General features: G+C 38.9%; 17 protein-coding genes. 11 read left to right on the forward strand and 6 right to left on the reverse strand.

Annotated elements, in window-relative coordinates; translation table 11 throughout:
• Positions 1-40: 40 nt before the first annotated feature.
• Complete coding sequence (locus ACOZ9X_RS12655; protein ID WP_423418485.1) at positions 41-199, reverse strand: hypothetical protein; 159 nt, start codon at positions 197-199, stop codon at positions 41-43.
• 212 nt (positions 200-411) lie between these two features.
• Here ACOZ9X_RS12655 and ACOZ9X_RS12660 point away from each other — a divergent pair, with 212 nt between their 5' ends.
• Positions 412-1,002, forward strand: coding sequence for a YitT family protein (locus tag ACOZ9X_RS12660; RefSeq protein WP_423418486.1), 591 nt, complete (start codon positions 412-414; stop codon positions 1,000-1,002).
• 52 nt (positions 1,003-1,054) lie between these two features.
• On the opposite strand, the gene ACOZ9X_RS12665 is transcribed toward ACOZ9X_RS12660, so the two are convergent.
• Positions 1,055-1,228, reverse strand: coding sequence for a YjcZ family sporulation protein (locus tag ACOZ9X_RS12665; RefSeq protein ID WP_289496746.1), 174 nt, complete (start codon positions 1,226-1,228; stop codon positions 1,055-1,057).
• A gap of 180 nt (positions 1,229-1,408) precedes the next feature.
• On the opposite strand from ACOZ9X_RS12665, the gene ACOZ9X_RS12670 reads away from it, so the two are divergent.
• Together ACOZ9X_RS12670 and ACOZ9X_RS12675 are read left to right on the forward strand one after the other, a co-directional pair.
• Positions 1,409-1,708 carry a hypothetical protein gene (locus ACOZ9X_RS12670; RefSeq protein ID WP_144702537.1) on the forward strand — a complete coding sequence of 100 codons (300 nt, stop codon included), beginning with the start codon at positions 1,409-1,411 and terminating at the stop codon, positions 1,706-1,708.
• Positions 1,709-2,227: 519 nt separating this feature from the next.
• A complete protein-coding gene (locus ACOZ9X_RS12675) occupies positions 2,228-2,398 on the forward strand; it encodes an aspartyl-phosphate phosphatase Spo0E family protein (RefSeq protein WP_370568694.1) in 171 nt (56 codons plus the stop codon).
• Here ACOZ9X_RS12675 and ACOZ9X_RS12680 read toward each other — a convergent pair whose 3' ends face one another.
• Positions 2,399-2,593 (reverse strand): hypothetical protein, encoded by a 195-nt coding sequence (locus ACOZ9X_RS12680; protein ID WP_137790405.1) that lies wholly within the window; start codon positions 2,591-2,593, stop codon positions 2,399-2,401.
• Between the two features lie 157 nt (positions 2,594-2,750).
• Here ACOZ9X_RS12680 and ACOZ9X_RS12685 point away from each other — a divergent pair, with 157 nt between their 5' ends.
• The 7 genes from ACOZ9X_RS12685 to ACOZ9X_RS12715 all read left to right on the forward strand — a co-directional run bounded on the left by ACOZ9X_RS12685 (position 2,751) and on the right by ACOZ9X_RS12715 (position 13,117).
• Complete coding sequence (locus ACOZ9X_RS12685; protein ID WP_144702534.1) at positions 2,751-3,587, forward strand: aldo/keto reductase; 837 nt, start codon at positions 2,751-2,753, stop codon at positions 3,585-3,587.
• A 310-nt stretch (positions 3,588-3,897) separates the two neighbouring features.
• Positions 3,898-4,848, forward strand: a complete 951-nt coding sequence (locus tag ACOZ9X_RS12690; RefSeq protein WP_423418487.1) for a ring-cleaving dioxygenase — start codon at positions 3,898-3,900, stop codon at positions 4,846-4,848.
• Positions 4,845-5,453 (forward strand): alpha/beta hydrolase, encoded by a 609-nt coding sequence (locus ACOZ9X_RS12695; protein ID WP_423418488.1) that lies wholly within the window; start codon positions 4,845-4,847, stop codon positions 5,451-5,453. The genes ACOZ9X_RS12690 and ACOZ9X_RS12695 overlap by 4 nt, the downstream gene beginning before the upstream one ends.
• A 146-nt stretch (positions 5,454-5,599) precedes the next feature.
• Positions 5,600-6,211, forward strand: a complete 612-nt coding sequence (locus ACOZ9X_RS12700) for a flavin reductase family protein (RefSeq protein ID WP_423418489.1) — start codon at positions 5,600-5,602, stop codon at positions 6,209-6,211.
• Positions 6,212-6,858: 647 nt separating this feature from the next.
• Positions 6,859-11,208, forward strand: a complete 4,350-nt coding sequence (locus tag ACOZ9X_RS12705; protein WP_423418490.1) for a S8 family serine peptidase — start codon at positions 6,859-6,861, stop codon at positions 11,206-11,208.
• 168 nt (positions 11,209-11,376) lie between these two features.
• Entirely contained in the window at positions 11,377-12,399 is a 1,023-nt protein-coding gene (locus ACOZ9X_RS12710) for a fatty acid desaturase (RefSeq protein WP_423418491.1), read from the forward strand.
• Between the two features lie 235 nt (positions 12,400-12,634).
• Positions 12,635-13,117: a hypothetical protein gene (locus ACOZ9X_RS12715; protein WP_423418492.1), complete on the forward strand. Its 483-nt coding sequence runs from the start codon at positions 12,635-12,637 to the stop codon at positions 13,115-13,117.
• 43 nt (positions 13,118-13,160) lie between these two features.
• On the opposite strand, the gene ACOZ9X_RS12720 is transcribed toward ACOZ9X_RS12715, so the two are convergent.
• The gene (locus ACOZ9X_RS12720; RefSeq protein ID WP_423418493.1) at positions 13,161-13,388 is read right to left on the reverse strand and encodes an XRE family transcriptional regulator; all 228 of its coding nucleotides are present in this window, start codon (positions 13,386-13,388) and stop codon (positions 13,161-13,163) included.
• 275 nt (positions 13,389-13,663) lie between these two features.
• Here ACOZ9X_RS12720 and ACOZ9X_RS12725 point away from each other — a divergent pair, with 275 nt between their 5' ends.
• On the forward strand, positions 13,664-14,089 hold the full coding sequence (locus tag ACOZ9X_RS12725) for a MarR family winged helix-turn-helix transcriptional regulator (RefSeq protein ID WP_423418494.1): 426 nt from the start codon (positions 13,664-13,666) through the stop codon (positions 14,087-14,089).
• A 74-nt stretch (positions 14,090-14,163) separates the two neighbouring features.
• Here ACOZ9X_RS12725 and ACOZ9X_RS12730 read toward each other — a convergent pair whose 3' ends face one another.
• On the reverse strand, positions 14,164-14,286 hold the full coding sequence (locus ACOZ9X_RS12730; RefSeq protein WP_255520062.1) for a hypothetical protein: 123 nt from the start codon (positions 14,284-14,286) through the stop codon (positions 14,164-14,166).
• Between the two features lie 156 nt (positions 14,287-14,442).
• Complete coding sequence (locus ACOZ9X_RS12735) at positions 14,443-15,225, reverse strand: class I SAM-dependent methyltransferase (protein ID WP_423418495.1); 783 nt, start codon at positions 15,223-15,225, stop codon at positions 14,443-14,445.
• Positions 15,226-15,694: the final 469 nt, after the last annotated feature.

A 15,694-nucleotide genomic window follows, 5' to 3' on the forward strand; every position in this document is an offset into this window, starting at 1 on the left:
TAGAGAAACATAAAAAAAGCAGCCATACGACTGCTTTTTTTTATTTGTTTTTTTTAGGTTGAACCGTTGATCGATTTTCATGAAATTTTTTTTGAATATAAACATCACCAACTACAGATCGTGCTTGTTCTGCATCTTTGTGCTCTTCGCGCGCTTTTTGTTCAAGCATCTCGATTTCTCTTTTATTGTGTTGTGTCAATTTTCTTGTCCACCTTTCTGCTGCTCCACATTTCGTGTTATTCCTGCAAAAGAGATGAACAGGGCCCTATTCCTCTAAAAAGGAGTAATCATTAAAAAGATATGATCAAACATTCGCTCATATGTGTTTTATTTTGTGAAACTTCTTGAATTTCAGGTGAAGAGGTTTAATATAAGAAGGGAATTATCAACGAAAGAGAAAGGGTTTTTGTTTTGCGGCGAGTCATGTGGTTAACATTTGGTGCTTTTTTGCAAGGACTAGCTATGGCGGCATTTCTTTTTCCTCACAATATCCCTTCTGGCGGTGTAGCGGGTGTTGCCATACTAAATGATTATTTTTTCAATGTATCACTAGGTTTAACGTTATGGACGATAAATTTTGGATTATTGCTGTTGGCGTTAAAGGCGCTTGGCAAACAAACAGCATTATGGACGATCTATTGTGTAGCAATTACATCCATCGTTGTGGATTGGATGTATACTCATGCGATAACTCCCTTTAATGGTACACTTGTTGATGTGGTATACGGAGCGATTATCTTCGGAACAGGCGTAGGCATTCTGTTTAGATTCGGTGCATCTTCAGGTGGGATGGATATCGTTGCACTGATTCTTTCTAAATGGACTGGTAAGAAGCCAGGTACCATCCTTTTTCTTATCAATAGTTTTGTATTATTGGGAACATCGCTAACTCTAGGACTTGAGATTATTCTATTCGCATTAATGTGTCAGTGGATTAGCACAAGACTCATTGATTTTGTAAGGACGGTATCTCTCAAGAAAACAGCAAAACCATTCCTATAAATAAAAAAAGAGGTGGGGACTAAACCCGCACCTCTTTTTTCTGCACATAAAATTAGCAATCTTTGCCTTTATATGCCCACGAACAGCCAACAATAATGAGAAGGACAAATAGAACTACTATGATCGCAAAACTCTTTCCATAACCTCCGCCACCACAATAACCATATCCGCCACCATACATTGGTGCGTTTGCAAGTGAAGCATTTACCGGTGAATTTGCATACATTCTAAAAACTCCTCCTTAAAAGTGTACTTTCGACTTCGATACAGTATATGTAAACTCCAGAAAGCGTGTATGGACAAATGTTTAGATTTTAAGGAAATAGGCAGATGTAATATTTGAAAAGAAAATGTGATGTTACGAATGTATTGAAATGGGGTAAATGTAAGCAAGGAGGCGTTATTCATGCAAACTTCAACTCAAACTCAAATGAAAACAACGAGTAAGTTATTGAAAACACAATCTTGGGCCTTGATTGGTCTTGGTACAGGAGCGTTAGTATGGCTCTCTTTCAAACCAAACCGTATTAAAACAAAAATGAAATTTAAGGATATGAAACGAAGAGTTCGACCTCATCACATTGATCGTACGCAACTACCTATCAATAAAGCAGGTCATCCTGATCCGATGGATGTTGATGACAACAAGATGGTAGAAGAAGGAGCTATGTATTCTGTAAACTATTACAATGATAAAAAAGGTTAAAAGGATGGGAAGTCGCCCATCCTTTTTTTTACGCTCTTTTCTAAAGGATTGTTGCTTTGTACCCATGTCACCTTTGACAATTGATTGTAGTGGAAGGTGCGAGACTCCTACGGGACAGGCGGGCAGCTGAGACACTTAAGAGTGAAACGTACGAATGTGGCTCAGCGCCTGCCCCGTGGAAAGCGAGCAGTCTGGAACGGAAATCAACACTTTCAAAAGCAACAAAGTTTACGAAAACAGCCTTCATTTATAAGGGAAATGAATTTATAGAAAAGAGATTAAAAAACGCTTCTTTTGCGAGTGGAAATGCTAGGGTTGCTCGTAAGAAAGTAGGCGAATGCGGCTGAATATTGGATCATATTGAAGGATATATTGGGTATTTATGACGATATGTCATGTAAAAAAATGTCCGCTTTTGTAAGATTACTTCTTCTTTTGGTGAATCTATTTTCAAGGATAAAAAAAGCGTTCATAATAAGCAAGAGGTATATAAAAATGACACAAGAGGAGCGGATTTTCGTGGAGAAAAAAGAATGGAATAACTCTCTTCTCATGGAATGTATAAAAGAAAAAAAAGAGAAGCTGGTAGAAGTTGCAGACCGCAATGGCTTAACCAGCAATGAAACGGTAAAATGCAGCCAAGAACTAGATGTATTGCTGAATGTGTATCAAAGACAATTTTCTTTTTAATTATCTTTTATTGAAGATGAGTTCATCTGTTAGTTGATCGATACGAAGTAGGATCGCTTTTTTTGTTACTAAAGGATAATTACAGTGAAACTCTGATAGAAGTTCACGTATCTCCTGGATCAGGGTAAATTCTTGTTCAGGCATAGATTTAGATGATTCGCTTTTAGTCTTAAATTGAATCAGATTGTCCTTCACACCAACACCCCATTTTCATATTGTGTTGGATACTACTTCCATAGAAGGATTTAAATACCTTCTAAAAGTCGAAATGTTTCCTTTCTACAGCAGAATGTGACAATATCTTTTTAGGGAACAAAATTTGGCTTTTATAAAATGGGAGGCTATTAAACAGATGACAACGATTAAATCATTGCAAGATACGACTGTCTTACACAATGGAGTTAAGATGCCATGGTTTGGACTTGGTGTATTTAAAGTTGAAGAAGGACAAGAAGTAATTGATTCTGTTAAATGGGCGATTGAAGCAGGGTATAAGAGTATTGATACAGCAGCCATCTACAAAAATGAAGAAGGTGTTGGACAAGCTATAAAAGAAGCGGGTGTTCCTCGCGAAGAATTGTTCATCACGACTAAAGTATGGAATAAAGATCAAGGCTATGAGTCAACGCTTGCAGCGTTTGAAGAGAGCATGAACAAGCTTGGGCTCGAATATCTCGACTTGTATCTCGTTCACTGGCCGGTAAAGAGCAAGTATAAAGAAACGTGGCGTGCTCTTGAAAAGCTTTACAAGGACGGAAAAGTAAAAGCGATTGGTGTTTCTAACTTCCAAGTGCATCACTTAGAAGATATCTTGGCAGACTGTGAGATCAAACCGATGGTGAACCAGGTAGAATACCATCCACGTTTAGCACAAAAAGAGCTTCTTTTATTCTGTAAAGATAACAACATCCAACTTGAAGCATGGAGCCCGCTGATGCAAGGTGAACTGTTAGAAGAACCATCATTGGTTGAGCTAGCAGAGAAACACGGAAAATCTGTAGCTCAGATCATCCTACGTTGGGATGTTCAAAATGGCGTTGTAACGATTCCGAAATCAGTTAAACAACACCGCATCGTAGAAAATGCAGATATCTTTGATTTTGAACTTTCTCTAGAAGATATGGCGAAGATTGATGCGTTAAATGAAGATCGTCGCATAGGTCCAGACCCAGACAACTTCGACTTCTAGAGGGGTCTGACCCCAAACAAATACAAAAATTTAAATTTGTCCACGTGGAATCTACAGATTCCACGTGGATTTTTATTTCTTTCACAAAACTTTGGAAACACCCACTCTTGAATGTTGTTTCACAGAAGTATGAAGGGGTATAGGCTTAAGTAATCTCTTGTCCGTCCATAATGAATACGAGTTAACGGTCTTTATACTTACTTATGCTCATTCATATCAATACAATATAGTTACTTGACAAAAGTAAGTGAAAATCATATACTTAACTTACAAAAAATAAGTTAAATGCAACTGAAAGGATGTATTGGATATGACGATGCACACGGATGGTATTCACCACATAACTGCGATTGTTGGTAATCCCCAAGAGAATGTAGATTTTTATGCAGGTGTTCTTGGCCTCAGACTTGTTAAGAAAACTGTAAACTTTGATGATCCAGGAACGTATCACCTTTATTTTGGAGATGAAGGAGGAAGTCCGGGAACGATCATGACGTTTTTTCCGTGGCCGGATGCTTACAGAGGAAGAGTAGGCTCAGGTCAAGTTGGAACTACATCTTTTGTTGTACCAGAAGGTTCCTTACCTTTTTGGGAAGAAAGACTTGTGAAATTTGCGGTAGAGTATAAAAAGACCGTTCGTTTTCAAGAAGAATATCTAGAATTTCTCGATCCTCATGGATTGCGTCTAGAAATTGTTGCGAGGCAAGAAGGTAAGAATAGCGAATGGTCATTTGGCGAGGTAACTCCTCAACATGCCATTAAAGGATTTGGTGGAGCTATACTTCTTTCAGCTGCTCCACAGAAGACAGAGCGAGTTCTTACAGAAGTGATGGGGTTAGAAAAAGTAGGGCAAGACGGAGATTACATCCGGTTTCATGCAAAAAGTGACATTGGAAATGTGATTGATATCAAACTATCGCCTGAAGCTAGAGGAGTGAGTGGAGTAGGAACCGTTCACCACATCGCTTGGCGAGCTTCATCTTATGAAGAACATGAACAATGGCAGCAACATGTTAAACAAAATGAGTTTCAGGTAACAGAAATCATTGACCGACAATATTTTAATGCGATTTATTTCCGGGAAGAAGGCGGCATATTGTTTGAGATTGCGACTGACCCACCAGGGTTCACTCGCGATGAGGCAGAAGAAGAGTTAGGTAAGAAATTATTGCTTCCACCATGGCTTGAGCCTCATAGAGAACAGATTGAAAATCATCTACAACCTGCAGAAGCAAGAATTTTAAAGGAGGATATCCAATGATCCATCTATTCAAAAAAGGGACAGATGTAAACAAGCCGGTACTTCTGTTATTACACGGTACCGGAGGAAATGAGAAGGACTTACTTTCATTAGCAGAAATGATCTCACCAGAATCCTCTGTATTAAGTGTTAGAGGTAATGTTTCTGAAAACGGCATGCCGAGATTTTTCCGCCGTTTATCAGAAGGTGTATTTGATGAAGAAGATTTAATCTTTCGAACAAAAGAACTTTACGAGTTTATTGAAGAAGCAGCAAATAAGTATGATTTTAACCGCGATCAAGTAGTAGCAGTAGGCTATTCGAACGGAGCTAACATTGCAGGAAGTTTAATTTTTAACTACGAAAATTCATTAAGAGGAGCAATCCTTCACCACCCGATGGTCCCTAGACGAGGAATTGAACTTCCAAAGCTAGATGGACTTCCTGTTTTTATCGGTGCAGGGAAAAACGATCCGATCTGTCCTCCTCAAGAAACGGAAGAGTTGCAGCAATTGTTGAACAACGCAGGCGCAAAAGTACATCTAAAATGGAATGACATGGGGCATCAGTTATCAAGAGCTGAAGTAGAAGAAGCAGCTGAGTGGTTCAATAAACACTTGCTATAAGTCATTTTTGTTAAAAATAAGTCAAAATATAAGACAATTAGATCATAGATACCGCCTATTGTCACAATTGAATCATTATCTTCTATTGAAAGAGTTACAAGAGAATCGAAACCAGCCTAAAAAAATAGTAAAGCGGGTGAAAATTCATGAAGTCTATCGATCCTCAAGAATTATCCGTAAAAGAGAACTATAAGTTTCTAACCGGAAGTATTATTCCTAGACCGATTGCGTTCGTTACCACTCTATCATCAGAAGGTGTTTTAAACGCTGCACCTTTCAGCTATTTTAATGCGTTAACTTCCAATCCTCCTCTTATCGCCATATCCGTTGGGAGGAAGGATGGTATTCAAAAAGATACTTCACGAAATGCAGAAGAGCTAGGTGAATTCGTAGTTCATATTCCAGACGAAACGTATATTAAAGCTGTGAATCAAACTGCTGCCAACCTTGAGCGAGATCAGAGCGAAGTTGAACTTACAAATTTAACAAAAGCTCAATCTGTCAAAGTAGGAGTTCCAGGGATCGCTGAATCCAAAATACGCCTGGAATGTGTAGTTGAACAGATTATTCCACTTGGTGGTACACCCGACAAGCCCTCTACTGATCTATTAATCGGAAGAGTCGTTCATTATCATATATCAGAGGAACTCTACCAGAATGGTAGAATAGATGCTGATAAGCTAAAGCCTGTTGGGAGATTAGCAGGAACGAACTATGTAAAGCTTGGAGAAACTTTTTCATTAGAACGGCCAGAATAATCAGTGCCTTCCTCGTTTAGAGGAAGGTTTTTTGTTGCCTTCAAAATTATTTACGAGATTACCCTTGTCAAAAAACGACATTTTATAAAGTTTGAAATGAAAATATTGTAACAAACCATAATATTTCAAGTAATAGTATGCAATTTTAATAGGAAAATATACCGGTTTTTCCGACATATGACCTGCTTCTATGAAAGGGACAATGCCTCACTTATAGATCGGTGAATCTCTTTTATCCCTGCAATTGAAAAAAACAAAGAAAATATTGGAATTAATCTAGTTTATTTTTAACACCAATAAAGGGACTGAGTCCTCATTTTTCATTTTCATTATTTTATATTACAAAAATAAGTAGTTGTGTACCGTGCCATAAGTTTCGCAATCTAAGAAAAATTAACAGATAGCAAAAAATGACTAACCAAAAGTCACGAGTTAGTAAAATAGCTGTCATACAAAGGGTTTATTTTCCAATTACTAGTACTTTTCGCGACAAAAAAATACATAATCTTACAGGTGTGTTCCGTTAACCTTTATATAACAACAAAGAATTACTATATTTTCATAAAAAGATACAGGAGGTGTGACAGAATTCTTGCTAGGTTAGTTAAATCAACCAAAAACAAATAGACCAGGGAGGGAAAAGTTACATGAGTAAAAAACGAAAAAAAGTACGCTGGCTTTCCGTATTTTTAGCTTTTTTAATGATTGTTCCAATGATGTTCCCATCTCAAGCGAATGCTGCTACCACAAAAGGTAAGGCTTCTACTTCAGCGAAAGAGGCAGCATTAGACGGTAATACGAGTAAGGTTGCAAAGAAACTGAACGAGCAATTCAGCAAGAAGGATAAGGTTACATTTCTTATTAAGTTCAAAGAACAAGTAGATACGGCTGCAGTGGCGAAAAAAGCTGCTAAAGAAGCTAAATCTAAAAAACTTTCTTCTAATCAAACAAAATTAATGAAACGTTCTACGATCGTTTCAACACTTCGCGCAAACGCGCTAGAAACTCAACAGCACATGAAAAAATACTTAGAAAAACAAGAAAAAGCCGGTAAAGCTGAAAAAATCCAATCTTTCTATGTTGTTAACGGTATGGCCGTAACGGCGACAAAAGAAGTAATGGAAGAAATTGCAGCTTTCCCAGAGGTTGAAAAAGTACTTCCAAACGAAACAAGACAGCTTATTCAACCTGTAAGTTCTGTAAAGCTTCCGAATAAGCAACTTCCAAAATCATCACTACAGGTTCAACCGAAAAACGATACTTCTTCTATTGAATGGAATATCGAACGTGTAGGTGCTCCTGAGGTTTGGGGAATGGGTATTGATGGGGCTGGTACAGTTGTTGCCAACATCGATACAGGTGTTCAATGGAACCACCCCGCACTAAAAGAAAAGTATCGCGGATACAATCCTCAAAATCCAGATGCAGCAGATCACCAGTTCAGCTGGTTCGATCCTGTTGGTAATCAAGCTACTCCATATGATGATGATGGACATGGTACACATACGATGGGAACAATGGTAGGTGCTGAACCGAACGGAGGCAATCAGATCGGTGTTGCTCCAGGAGCAAAATGGATTGCTGTAAAAGCGTTTTCTGCATCAGGTGGATCAGATGTTGATCTTCTTGAAGCCGGTGAGTGGATCTTAGCACCAAAAGATGCAGAAGGTAATCCGCACCCTGAAAAAGCACCAGACGTTGTAAACAACTCATGGGGTGGCGGAGCAGGACTTGATGAATGGTACAGAGAGATGGTACAAGCTTGGCGATCTGCTGAGATTTTCCCAGAATTCTCTGCAGGTAACACAACAATCTTTAACCCAGGCGGGCCTGGATCAGTTGCGACTCCAGCAAACTATCCAGAATCCTTTGCAACAGGTGCAACGGATATCAATAACACTTTAGCAAGTTTCTCACTTCAAGGACCTTCTCCATATGACGAAACAAAACCTGAAATCTCAGCACCGGGAGTAAATATCCGGTCAGCGGTTCCAGGAAGTGCATATGAAGGTGGTTGGAATGGTACATCAATGGCCGGACCACACGTTTCAGCAGTAGTTGCTTTATTGAAGCAAGCTGATTCCAGTCTGACTGTTGAGGAGCTTGAAGAGATCTTGTTGAATTCAGCCACTCCTCTTACAGATGCGACTTTCCCTGAATCTCCAAACAATGGCTATGGACATGGACTTGTGAACGCATTTACAGCCGTATCTTCAGTAGTAACGGGATTAGGCAGAATTGAGGGAACTGTAACAAAAGAAGGAGAAGACAGTGAAGCTCCTTCCATCACACATGAAGGACCAACTGAATCTTACAAAGAAATGCCATTAAATCTTGAAGCCGAAGTGTCTGATAACATTAGTGTCACTTCAGTTGTATTAAGCTATCAGAACGAAGACGGAAGCTGGTCAGATGTGACTGCTGAACGTACAAGTGGAGATTATCAATGGGGTACGTACAGCGCTTCTATTCCAGGATCAGCATTAACGGGTGATTCCATTGTCTATAAATGGACAGCCATCGATTTTGGAGGAAGTTCCGTTTCAACTGATAACTATACCGTTGCACTGCTACCTGGAATCTCTTCAGGGTACAGTGAGGATTTTGAAGGAAATCAAACAGGCTGGACGTCTTTTGGAGCAAATAACAGCTGGGAGCATGGTGTACCAACAAGTGGACCTGGTGCAGCATTCTCTGGTGAAAAAGTATATGCTTCAAATCTTGCTGGAAACTATGCGAACAGTGCAAACATGACACTCGTAATGCCTCCTGTTGATCTTCCAGAAGGCAACACCTATCTTCAGTTCAAACAATGGCACGATCTCGAACGAAATTATGATTACGGTCACGTTTTCGTATCAACAGATATGGAAAACTGGACACAAAAGCTTCGTGTAAACTCTACTTCCGGTGGTTGGATTGACGGAGAGGTAGATTTAAGTGAATATGCAGGACAACGCATTTACGTTGCGTTCAATGTAACTTCTGACGGTTCTGTCGTAAAAGCAGGCTGGTACCTCGATGATGTGAAGTTACATGACCAACCGATCGCACCATCGAAAAAAGCAAAACTTGGTGGAACACCAGCGGTTGAAAAAGCGCCTATGTCTCAAGCAAAACCAAAAGTGGATCCATCTAAAATCATGCCGAAGAAACCTTCTTCGGAAAAAGAACCTTCAAAAGAGGGTAAGGGTGCTCCACTAGCACTTCCGATGCGTGCAGAGGTTAGTGTTCTTGAAACAGGACGTTCTGTTTACACGAATCCTCAAGATGGATCGTATAGCTTAACACATGCAGCAGGAACATATACTGTACAAGCAGAGGCGTATGGTTTCCGTTCCCAAACACAATCAATCACACTAGAAGCGGACGGAACTGCACGTGCGAACTTTACACTTGAAGAAATTCCAAGAGGAACCGTATCAGGTACGGTTACGAATGAGGTGACAGGAGAACCAATCGCAGGAGCTACTGTGATGCTCATTGAAGATGCTGCGGTTGCACCTGTACAGACGAATGAAGACGGTACGTATGAAATCTCTGCCTATGAAGGCGAATACACGCTAAAAGTACTAGCTCCTTCTTATTATGGGGAAGAAGTTTCCGTTACCGTAACAGGTGATGAAACAACAGATCAAGACATCACGTTAAAACCTTTCATCGGTTACCCAGGTGAGATCGGGTATGACGATGGTACAGCTGAAAATGCTCGTGCATGGAATGCTGCAGGAAACGCTTGGGCAGTAAAGATGTCACTTGCAGATGGTAACAAAAAAGCGGCTGTAACGGGAGGATTGTTCCGATTCTGGGATACAGAATGGCCAGTACCGGGTGGAACAGCATTCCAAGTCGCTGTATACGATGCGAGTGGACCAGATGGGACACCAGGTAAAAAGCTTGCTGGACCATTTGAAGCAACAGCATTGCGTAACGGTGAGTGGACACATGTTGACTTAAGTCAGCACGGCATCATGGTAGGAGGAGACTTCTATATGGTGTATATCCAAACCTTTGCGAACCCGAACACACCAGGTCTTGCAACAGATGAAGATGGAGAATGGTCAGGACGAAGCTTCCAAAGCTTGAGTGGTGCATGGTCACAATCACCAGAAGATGAAGGTAACTATATGATCAGGGCGACTGTAAACTACGAAGTAACGGCACCAACTATTACATCTCCAGTCGATGGATCGTTTACAAATGAAGAAAAAGTAACCGTAACAGGTAACGCTGCTCCAACCACTTCTGTTGAAATCTACAGAGATGGAGAGGAAGTAGCTACTGCAGAAACGACAGATGAAGGTGCGTTCTCTGCTGAAGTTACGCTAGAAGAGGGTGCAAACACCTTAACGGCTAAAGCCTTTACTGAGAGTGGTTCAACAGATGAATCCGCACCAGTAACAGTGACGCTCGATCAGACAAAACCAAAAGTGAGCATCACATCACCTGCTGATGGTCTGAAGACAAACCGTGAATCTGTAACGGTTAAAGGTACCGTTGATGAAACGAACCTTGATTGGGTAAAAGTAAACGGACAAAAAGCCCAAGTTGATGAAGACGGTAACTATAATTACCGTATGCTCTTAAATGAAGGAGAAAATGTGGTCAAAGTGGTTGCGCTTGATAAAGCTGGAAATCGTCACTCGAAAACGGTAACCGTTTATGCGCAATTTGAAGCTCCAGTAGTTGAGAATTTGAAACCAGACACAGACAAAGAGCTGAAGAGCGGAGAGTCTGTGAAGATCGAATTCGACAGTTCGCCAGGATTGGATGCAGTATTCGTTATCCATATGCCTCTAACAAACGCGGGCGGGGTGGCGAACGCAACTGAGCTTCCAATGCGTGAAACGTCTGAAGGTCATTACGAAGGCTACTACACAGCAACTACAAATGTTAAAGCACCAGGTGCAGTAGTTGAAGTAATCGCTTCAGATGATTATGGCAACAAAACGAGCGAAAGAGCATCAGGCAAACTTTACATCAACGCAAAAAAATAAAAAAATTATATTTTATTTTCCGGCCTTCTCCCCTGTGAGAGGCCGGTTTTTACGTGGTTTTAGTACCAAGTCATATAATATGTTCACAATTCGACAAATATAGGTGGGTGCTAAATTCAAAATATGTGATAAGATAGGGAAGATGTGAAGTTAAAGGAGACTGATTTAATGAGCGAACATTCGAAGTACGACATTCGTGAATGGAAGAAAAAATTAGCACCATTTGAGCGCCCGCGTATATCAGCAAGTGTATGGCAGTTAGTTAATTCAGTAGGACCATTCTTAATTCTATGGGTATTGGCTTATTTGAGTTTAAATATATCATTTTGGTTGACACTGCTCTGTGCAGTGCCAGCAGCCGGTTTTTTAGTTCGAACATTTATCATCTTTCATGATTGCACACACTATTCATTTTTCAAAAGCAGAAAAGCGAATCAGATCGTGGGAATATTTACGGGTCTGTTTACGTTTTGTTCGTATGAACAGTGGAAGAATAGCCATGCAACACACCATGCAACGAACGGAAACCTTGAGAAACGTGGGGTTGGTGATGTATGGACAATGACGCTTCAAGAGTACGCAGAAGCTTCTTGGTTTAAACGATTACAATACAGAACATACCGAAACCCGATCGTGCTCTTTTTGATCGGACCACTATATATTTTCTTGATCGATTATCGATTTAATGCAAAAAATGCTTCAAAGAAAGAAAAAATGCATGTTTGGTTAACGAATGTCGCATTAGTAACGATCGTATTGGCTGTTGGATTTACGATTGGATGGAAAGCTTTCTTATTAGTTGAACTTCCGATTTTCTACATTGCAACTTTTTCAGGAGTTTGGTTATTTTATGTTCAGCATCAGTTTGAAGATGGGTATTTCGAACATAACGAAAAATGGAACTATGTTGAAGCTGCTCTTAAAGGAAGCTCGTTTTATAAACTGCCAAAAGTATTACAATGGTTTACAGGGAACATCGGTTTTCACCATGTGCATCACTTGAACTCTCGTGTGCCGAACTATCACTTGGAAAAAGCACACAAAAGTGATCCACGACTTCAAGATGTACCAACCCTTACTCTTCTTACTAGCTTAAAATCGTTAACGTTTAAGCTATGGTGTGAGCAGTCTAAGAAGTTTATCGGAAATCGTGATATTCGTAATTTTATTCGGAAAAATAGAGCTGCATAAAAACATTTAAGAGTCACTCCTCGTTACGTTAGCTAAAAACGTGCGGGGAGTGGCTCTTTTACTTATTGATTAAAGGTGTTTCATTTTGTAGTTGGGTCTGCCTGGGGAAACAACAACCTATAGCGAAAATCAATTACTCTCAAAACCAACCTAAACAAGTATCCATAGGCACCATTTGCACACATACTGTCATAGAATACTTACACGATGCTCCACCGGAAAGAGGAGATATGGCATGAAGTTGAATGTTCAATATATTCATCTATCTAAAATTAAGCCGGATTATTCGGTGAAATTAACGGAACACGTGAAGATGCTAAAAAATAGAATGTGGGATTCTATGCATATGCTTGTAGTAAAGAGAGATAAGAAAACGGGATTTAGTATTATTAGCGGTAATGATCGTTATGAATATTTAACAAAACACACAAAAAGTAAGTATGCATTATGTATGATTGATGAACATCCTAGAACAACAGACATAAAGAATTGGTTACAGAGCTTCAGAATTCTAAAAAAGGAGAAGGAAGTTAAACGTTTTAATAAAGTGAGTCCCACTGCGCTTTCCATCATGAAGTGTTTCGTTAAAGAGAATCCACGTTATTATGAACTGTCTCTGCGTAAACGACTAATTGTGCTTTTACTTGCTGTTCGATACAAAAAAACAGTAGTGAGTTCTATGCGTGCAAAAGTAGATGATCTATTGCATAAAGATTAACATGAAAAAAACAAGCACCTCATTTATGTCTGAGGTGCTTGTATTAATTCATATCCCATAAATCACTAAGTTTAGTAGTAGGATCAACCTTTTTTACCGCATATAATATCTTCCGTAAACATATCATTCTTGGATTTTTATTTGGATTGTAGGCGAGCTCTTCTATCGTTTGTCTTTCGATACCAGACGTTCGGGTCAACCAATCAGTATCTTTATTATGCTGTTCGAGCCACATACCTAATTTGCTGCGTTTCTGCTCCACTCTGTACATATTTAATGATACCCCCAAACATTTATTAGCCACTATTTTATCTCTATAACTATGGGATACCCCGATAGAATGACAAGTAAACCTAATTTCTTGCATGTAGATAAGTCTTTCGTACTAAAAACACTCTCAGAACTACAGAATACGCTAAAAAAAGAGGGTGTTCTTTGAAGAGATATAGGTAAAAAAAACTATATCGGCTTTAAGGGTACTTTATTTAAAAAACATTTTAATTATTCTGCGTATACCTTATAGTGGAAACAAGGTGGTGCTTAATTGTGGAAGATGTCAGAGATCTGCTGCAGAATTTAAGTAGAAGATATGAAACGTTACAAAAGAACAGTTGTCGTTTGGTAGAAGAAGATTTGACTTTAGCACTTAGTCATATCCTGTATGAGATCAGTAAACACTCAAAGCCTTCTATGCAACACATTGCAGATAACGTTGGGGTGGATATAACGACCTTCAGCAGGCAAGTGAAATCATTAATAAGAATGGGTCTTGTTGAAAAAAGGGTGAATCCAAGTGATAAAAGAATTTCTTTTCTTCTATTAAGTGAAAAAGGAGTTCATACGTTATCTCATTTAAATACGATCTTGAGTACACGTCTCAATAAAAATATCGAAGGACTCTCTGAATTTGAAAGAAACACGATCATGCAAGCTCTGAAAATATTAACGAAAGCATTAAATACTCATAAATAAGAAAGAGTATCTGCTAAAAATCAGATACTCTTGTTTAATAAAAGAATTATATGATGGCGATATCTTTATCTTTTTTAATGTTTATCTTTCCTTGCTGAAAGAAGAAAATGTACAAGCAGCTGTTGAAGATGCTGATCTTGTATGTTTTTCTTTGTGAAATGACGTTTCACAAGATGACGGATGATCACTTCACTCATTTTCTTTTCCTCCCTTCTTGGTTTTCTCCATAATTCTCTCTCAATCGATAAATATCCTCTTAATTGTCGAAACAATAGTACAGCTTTCCTAGGAATAGATCATACTAAGAGAAAACAGGACATTTGAAGGGGAATGCCCATAGATATTTAAAAATTTCACTTCTTTTTTGCTAAGAATAATGCAACTGCATGTGTTTTTGTAATCACACCTGAATTTTGCGCTAGGATCGCTTTTCTTACTTCTTCATAGAGCGATGCTTTTTGTTCAGGAGCTAATAGTTGGTGACCAGAATGTGTATCTAATAATCCTACATATTCTTCAGCTGTATAGGTTTGGTTCCATGTGTATGTACGTGTTTTTAAATTTTGAAACGCTCCAGATTCCAGCGTTTGTTTACTTCGCTCCTCAATAAATTCAGCTAGTGTAGGAGCATGGCTGTCTTCTAAGTGAGGAGCAAAGGATGCATACGCTTTACGAATAGAAGCGTACACGGGTTCATAAGAAGGAATATGAACAAACCAGAAGAGCGCTAATACCCCATCATCTTTCAAAAGAGAGGCGGCTTTTCGATACCCTGTCTCATGAGGAATAAAATGAAAAGCTGTTCCAGAAAAGACAAGATTATATTTGACCTTTTCTGGAAGATTCCAATCTTCAAAACTTGAATGGATTACTTGAAGATCTGGATACGATGAAAACTTTTTCTGAGTGAGCTGAGCTAAGTTTTCGCCATATTCAATACAAGTGATGGTTGAGATGCCTTCTTTGACAAAACCTTCTGTAGCTTTACCAGTCCCACTTCCTACCTCCAAAAGAGTATGATCCTCATCAAGGTTTGCAAAACGAATAATGTCTTCAAAAAGCTCTTGTGGATAAGTAGGCCGGTACTTTTCATACGAATCAGCCACAAAGTTAAACGATTGTTTAAGCAAAGTCATTATGATCAGCTCCTCATGTTTTAAGGAAAATGATACCAAATGAGAAGCTGATTGAATAGAGGGAATGAATGAAAGGGGAAAAGGTGCGCATTCTGCAACACCTTAACGTTGTTCTAAAGTAAAGGCAGTGGTTGTGAAAAGCAGTTTGATCGGGTCATCATTCTTTATTCTCTTTGAAGGAGAAGAATAAATGTAATCATACATATCTAAACTTTGTATAAGTTATTTTACTTTTTTTATATAGGATTTACGTAGTTTTCTTTCTGATAAGTTTGGACATCTTTTTTTAATCGAACACTTTAGAAATTAAGGATGAAGTGATAGATTCAGAGACGGCTTGTACCGTTTTAAATATTTCTGCAGAGAAGGGATATCTTCAATATGAAAAGAAAATGTTTGTTTGACCACTTTTAAGATTATGACTTTGTTCTAATCATTTTGTCCCTTCACATAACATGGGGTATCACGT

This window comes from Fictibacillus nanhaiensis (assembly GCF_049537595.1).
In the GTDB taxonomy this organism is placed as follows: domain Bacteria; phylum Bacillota; class Bacilli; order Bacillales; family Fictibacillaceae; genus Fictibacillus; species Fictibacillus nanhaiensis_F.

Bases quoted from the DNA above. Each gene is read 5' to 3' on its own strand.
- ACOZ9X_RS12665 (WP_289496746.1), bottom strand. From the start codon at position 1,228: ATGTATGCAAATTCACCGGTAAATGCTTCACTTGCAAACGCACCAATG.
- ACOZ9X_RS12670 (WP_144702537.1), top strand. From the start codon at position 1,409: ATGCAAACTTCAACTCAAACTCAAATGAAAACAACGAGTAAGTTATTG.
- ACOZ9X_RS12685 (WP_144702534.1), top strand. From the start codon at position 2,751: ATGACAACGATTAAATCATTGCAAGATACGACTGTCTTACACAATGGA.
- ACOZ9X_RS12690 (WP_423418487.1), top strand. From the start codon at position 3,898: ATGACGATGCACACGGATGGTATTCACCACATAACTGCGATTGTTGGT.
- ACOZ9X_RS12695 (WP_423418488.1), top strand. From the start codon at position 4,845: ATGATCCATCTATTCAAAAAAGGGACAGATGTAAACAAGCCGGTACTT.
- ACOZ9X_RS12700 (WP_423418489.1), top strand. From the start codon at position 5,600: ATGAAGTCTATCGATCCTCAAGAATTATCCGTAAAAGAGAACTATAAG.
- ACOZ9X_RS12705 (WP_423418490.1), top strand. From the start codon at position 6,859: ATGAGTAAAAAACGAAAAAAAGTACGCTGGCTTTCCGTATTTTTAGCT.
- ACOZ9X_RS12710 (WP_423418491.1), top strand. From the start codon at position 11,377: ATGAGCGAACATTCGAAGTACGACATTCGTGAATGGAAGAAAAAATTA.
- ACOZ9X_RS12715 (WP_423418492.1), top strand. From the start codon at position 12,635: ATGAAGTTGAATGTTCAATATATTCATCTATCTAAAATTAAGCCGGAT.
- ACOZ9X_RS12720 (WP_423418493.1), bottom strand. From the start codon at position 13,388: ATGTACAGAGTGGAGCAGAAACGCAGCAAATTAGGTATGTGGCTCGAA.
- ACOZ9X_RS12730 (WP_255520062.1), bottom strand. From the start codon at position 14,286: ATGAGTGAAGTGATCATCCGTCATCTTGTGAAACGTCATTTCACAAAG.
- ACOZ9X_RS12735 (WP_423418495.1), bottom strand. From the start codon at position 15,225: ATGACTTTGCTTAAACAATCGTTTAACTTTGTGGCTGATTCGTATGAA.